At 45.0% G+C, this 4,273-nt stretch carries 5 protein-coding genes; 3 read left to right on the forward strand and 2 right to left on the reverse strand.

The window, feature by feature from the left end; genetic code table 11:
* Positions 1–35: 35 nt before the first annotated feature.
* From hisF to rlmN, 3 genes are read left to right on the forward strand one after another with little or no spacing between them, the layout of a single operon-like run.
* Positions 36–797 (forward strand): imidazole glycerol phosphate synthase subunit HisF, encoded by a 762-nt coding sequence (gene hisF / locus JZU62_RS01800; RefSeq protein WP_295011321.1) that lies wholly within the window; start codon positions 36–38, stop codon positions 795–797.
* Positions 794–1,330 carry a purine-nucleoside phosphorylase gene (locus JZU62_RS01805; protein ID WP_295011323.1) on the forward strand — a complete coding sequence of 179 codons (537 nt, stop codon included), beginning with the start codon at positions 794–796 and terminating at the stop codon, positions 1,328–1,330. The genes hisF and JZU62_RS01805 overlap by 4 nt, the downstream gene beginning before the upstream one ends.
* Positions 1,323–2,396: a 23S rRNA (adenine(2503)-C(2))-methyltransferase RlmN gene (rlmN, locus tag JZU62_RS01810; RefSeq protein WP_295011325.1), complete on the forward strand. Its 1,074-nt coding sequence runs from the start codon at positions 1,323–1,325 to the stop codon at positions 2,394–2,396. The genes JZU62_RS01805 and rlmN overlap by 8 nt, the downstream gene beginning before the upstream one ends.
* An 88-nt stretch (positions 2,397–2,484) precedes the next feature.
* Here rlmN and JZU62_RS01815 read toward each other — a convergent pair whose 3' ends face one another.
* On the reverse strand, positions 2,485–3,180 hold the full coding sequence (locus JZU62_RS01815) for an outer membrane protein OmpK (RefSeq protein ID WP_295011327.1): 696 nt from the start codon (positions 3,178–3,180) through the stop codon (positions 2,485–2,487).
* The gene (locus JZU62_RS01820) at positions 3,158–4,003 is read right to left on the reverse strand and encodes a M23 family metallopeptidase (RefSeq protein ID WP_295011329.1); all 846 of its coding nucleotides are present in this window, start codon (positions 4,001–4,003) and stop codon (positions 3,158–3,160) included. Before JZU62_RS01820 ends, JZU62_RS01815 begins: the two co-directional genes overlap by 23 nt.
* Positions 4,004–4,273 lie beyond the last annotated feature (270 nt).

The raw sequence follows: 4,273 nt of genomic DNA on the forward strand, positions 1-4,273 counted from the left end.
TTATAATTTCATAATGATTGCGCACAAGGTGTCAAATGGATAATTTTTTTGCAAAGCGGATTATTCCGTGCCTCGATGTCAAAGACGGACGGGTTGTTAAGGGTGTCAATTTCGTCGGACTCAAAGATGCGGGGGATCCTGTCGAAGTAGCAAAACGGTACAACGAAGAGGGTGCGGACGAACTGACATTCCTCGATATTACCGCATCTCACGAAGAGCGCGATACCATCGTTCATATCGTAGAACAGGTCGCTAAAGAGGTTTTTATCCCTCTCACGGTCGGCGGTGGAATCCGAGTTCTTGATGATATTTATAAACTTCTTGCCGTCGGGTGCGACAAGGTGAGTATCAACTCTGCGGCGATTAAACGACCTGAGTTTATCAACGAAGGAGCCAAACGTTTCGGCTCCCAGTGTATCGTCGTCGCTATCGATGTGAAGCGTACGGGCGATCAATACAACGTCTATCTCAACGGCGGTCGGGTCGATACGGGAATTAATGCCTTTGAATGGGCAAAAGAGGTTGTGGATCGAGGTGCGGGAGAGATTCTCCTCACCTCGATGGACGCCGATGGCACCAAAGCGGGATTTGATCTCTCCATCACCGAGCAAATCAGCCGCGCGGTCAATGTTCCTGTTATCGCCAGCGGCGGTGCGGGGACGATGGAACATATCAAAGAGGCGTTTGAACACGGTGCCGATGCGGCACTGGCGGCGAGTATTTTCCACTACAAAGAGATTGATATCATGGATTTGAAGCGGTATCTTTCGTTTAATGGGATTCCGGTACGGTTATGATTTTATGCGCGGGTAATAACGAGACGTTTGATTTCGCAACTCCGATAGGGGTCGGGCTAATCGACAGCGCAATCAATCTAACCCGTCACTGCTTGGTGCACAAACCCGAATTTCTCATCTTCGTCGGGAGTGCGGGAAGTTATGGTGATCACAAAATAAATGACATCGTCGAGTCTAAAACGGCGGCTAACATCGAGTTAGGATTTTTGGATAAAAGTGCCTATACACCGATCGATAACGTCATTTCAGCACAAACGGAATCGATCAAAGATGTTATCGTGAACTCCTCGAACTACATCACGACGAGTGAGCGTGCGATGGAGCAAATGAGAACGCTCGGGATGGGGATTGAAAACATGGAGTTTTTCAGCGTTATGCGAGTAGCTCAGGTTTTTGGTATCCCTGCGGGGGGTGTTTTTTGTATCACCAATTACTGCGATGCAAACGCTCATCGTGACTTTATCGCCAATCACGGGTTTGCTAAAGTGCTGTTGCGTGAACATTTAAAAGAGAAAGGGTTAATCCATGGCTAAAAAATGTATTTTGGATTACACCAAAACCGAACTCGCGAGTATGGTGAAACCTTCATTTCGTGCCAAACAAATTTGGGGATGGATATATCACCAATATGCGACAAGTTTTGATACGATGGCAAATCTCCCCAAAGCGATGCGCGAAGAGCTGGAACGTGACTATGAGATCATGCCCCTCAAAATTGCCCGAAAAGAGTGCTCGACGGATGGAACAATCAAATATCTCTTTGAACTGAGCGATGGAAAAACGGTCGAGACGGTATGGCTGAAGATGAAAGATGAAAGCATTGACGATGAGGGGAACATCGAACATGAAGCCCGTTTTACGGTCTGTGTCTCGACACAGGTCGGGTGCAAAGTGGGATGTTCGTTTTGTCTCACCGCCAAAGGGGGATTTACCCGCGATCTGAGCGCGGGGGAGATAGTGGCGCAGGTATTGGCGGTGAAGATGGATAATAACCTCGCCGCCCATCGACGGCTTAATATCGTCTATATGGGGATGGGGGAGCCGCTTGATAATCTTGAGAATCTCGCGAAAGCGATTAGAATTTTTAAAGATGAAGAGGGGTTGTCGATTTCAGGTAAACGACAAACGGTTTCGACGAGCGGGTTGAGCAGTAAAATCGACAAACTGGGTCAGATGGATTTAGGGGTTCATATCGCTATTTCACTCCATGCCGTCGATGATGAACTTCGCAGTGAATTGATCCCGATGAATAAGGCGTATAATATTGCTTCGATCATCGAGGCGGTGAAGCGATTCCCGATCGATACCCGTAAACGGGTGATGTTCGAGTATCTCGTTATCAAAAATAAAAATGATGATTTAGTTTCGGCAAAAAAACTGGTGAAACTGTTGCATGGGATCAAGGCGAAAGTGAATCTGATCTTTTTTAACCCGTATGAGGGGTCTGATTATCAGCGTCCGACACGTGCGGATATGGTGGCGTTTCAAGAGTATCTGATCAAGCACGGCGTGTTGTGTACGATCCGAGATTCTAAAGGGCTGGATATTAGTGCGGCATGCGGACAGCTCAAAGAAAAAGAATTGAAGGAAATAATATGACCGCGATGGACTGGTTTCAAGTTGTGTTTTTGGTGCTCGTTGTTGGTGTCGGTCTCGGCGGCTTTATCTGGGCCGCTTTGAAAAAAGATTAAAACGTATATTTAAGCATTGCCTGAAATACATCATTATCGGTGTGATAGCTGTTTTCATGGTAATAGTGCCACTCCGTCCCTATCTCTAACTTCCCCGCTTTAACCCCTGTAATAGGCGAAAGATCAAAAAGCAGCTGATTTTGACTCAAAAAATCACGCGTTGTCCAGTCGGTAAATCCTTCAATATGCCATCCATCTCTTACTGGCAACGTGTAATTTAGGGAGAGTTGATAGGTATTGTCTCCGATATTTTGAATTTTTCGGTAAAGGTTGACCCCAAAAACGGAGAATCCCGGAAGTGCTAAATCGCACCCTACCCCATACAGCCATGCGTGATATTTGTCTCCGCGATTGTATTGAAACGCCGCATAGCTCTCTTTTAGGATTCCCATTGAGCTAGAAAAGCCACCGATTTTATCCAAACTTAGACGTGGCGATAACTCACCGTAGAGGTCATTTTTTTTGTTGGTAAATTGGAGACCGTCGTGTGCGTAGGCAAAATCAGCAAACATGAATAAGTCACCATACTCAAAGGTACGATAGTGCTCTGCCGTAACGGTTTGTTTGGCTCCGTTTTGGGTGTCTAAGAATGTTTGACCTTCAAAATCACCGTAGAGGTACTGGATATTGGTCGTGGAAAAAGCACTAAGGGCAGTAGCAAGTAGTGTGCTACTTAACGCTAATTTCTTCATGAGGCTCCTTGGTTGTTTCAAATAAAGTGTTTATTTTTGTAATCAGATCGAGGGGATCGCTTTGTACCCCGTGCACCATCATACCAAAATGCAAATGAGGACCCGTAATCCGTCCGCTCTCTCCGCTCAAAGCTATAATATCTCCCTGTTTGACATAATCACCCACTTTTACATCGTATCGGCTGAGGTGGAAGTAACAACTGTAAATTCCCTCGCCGTGATCGATGATGATTGTCCCTCCAGAGTAGTAGCGCTCTTGGGCTAAGATAACGATACCGTTATTGGTTGCCTGAATGGGGATGGGAGTTCGGGCTCTGAAATCGACCCCTCCGTGATAGCTTTTGAGCGTTCCGTTATAGGTCCGGGCTGAACCGTATTCACTTGTTATAAAGGTATCGAGAGGTTTGATAAACGGTTTGTTCCAATAGCGAATAGGGGTGAAGTGTTCATATATCTCTTTTGCCTGTAGTCGTTCTCGCTCTATTCGCTCCATCATTTCAAGGGGAGGCGTTACTAATGCAGGATCGACACTTAGGGTTTCGATGGGATAGGGAATGCTTTTAATGGTTAGAGGAATAAGGGATGTTTTCGCCGGTGAAATCCATGTCAAGTTACTATCCCCAAGCGCGGCATAATAGTCGATAGGAAGAATAGCGATCCCTTGAGTAGGAGCTGTGGGGTGGGATAGGACACTGATATTGCGATCGTGGCTAATGATGGTTCCTGATGGTGAGGGGAGGGTTAGGATAATGCTTTTACCATTGTACCCCTCGTCTCCCAAAAGGGCTAAAAACCCAAACCATAGAATCAACAATAAACGCATAATTTTTTTTCTCTTTTTTTAATTTAGAACGTATTGTAACATGATGGGTAAAGCTTTATAAAGAATTATGTGTTATTATAAGTAAATGTTCTATTAAAGAGAGTTTGATATGAAAAAAGCTCGTATTTTGGGTTTTGTATTACTGTTTTTAATAAGTGCCGTAGCGATTACGTATTTGTATGTTAATCGTCCTTTGGAAGCTACAAAAATACGTATTTCTACCAATCCGTGGATTGGGTTTACCCCTTTTATTTATGCACAGGAAAAAGG

This window comes from Sulfuricurvum sp., assembly GCF_019163035.1.
GTDB lineage: Bacteria > Campylobacterota > Campylobacteria > Campylobacterales > Sulfurimonadaceae > Sulfuricurvum.